1 pseudogene is annotated in these 710 nt (G+C 64.5%); it reads left to right on the forward strand.

From position 1 onward, the window contains the following. Nucleotides 1–145 (forward strand): annotated as a pseudogene (locus MKL01_RS00010) (porin family protein); the annotation flags it as partial. Nucleotides 146–710 lie beyond the last annotated feature (565 nt).

Below are 710 nucleotides of genomic sequence, written 5' to 3' on the forward strand. Positions count from 1 at the left end.
CCTCGACCGCAACACCCGCAACCAGGGCGCGTTCGTCATCAACGCCGCCAACAACTTCCCCGTCGTCTACAGCGGCATCGGACGCCGCTCCGACGAGTTCGCCGTCGTCCGCGCAGGCCTGAACTACAAGTTCGGCTCGTATTGAGATCCTGTCGAGCTGCTCCCGGCATCCGTGCCGGGAGTCGCGGCGGTGGGCGAAAGGTGTTGGTCCTCCTCCTCGCTCTCCGCCGCCGAAGAGCAGCCGTCCGGTTGGCCTTCGCATCCCCAGCCCGATCAAACTGGCCGCGAGGTCGGCGACACCCTGGGAGCCTCCGCTCCCGGGGTGTTTCTTTGTTCTGGAACCGGGCGCCGAGAAATTCAGCCGACGGCCCAGTACAGCGATGGCGCGCCGGCCAAAAACAGGGCCGAGGACAAGAGCGCGGTCAAGCGCTGGCGTCGGTAGTGGATCAGGGCGTGACGGCTGTTTGATATGGGGAGCCGGATCGAAGGTCCTTGGCGGTGGCCTCTTATTGGCAGCTTGAACGATATCGACTGCGGCGACGTTCAGACCCAGACCGATCGAATCGATCCGTCTGGAGGAAAACGCCATGTCGTTGAAGACACTTGCCCTCGCTGCTGCGTTCACGCTCGCAGTCACGGGAGTGGCTCTCGCGCAGATGCCCGCTGGCGGAGGCAGCGCACAGAGCAACATGAACAACCCGGGCAGCGTG

The sequence above is a fragment of the Methylobacterium sp. J-070 genome (assembly GCF_022829385.1).
Lineage (GTDB): Bacteria > Pseudomonadota > Alphaproteobacteria > Rhizobiales > Beijerinckiaceae > Methylobacterium.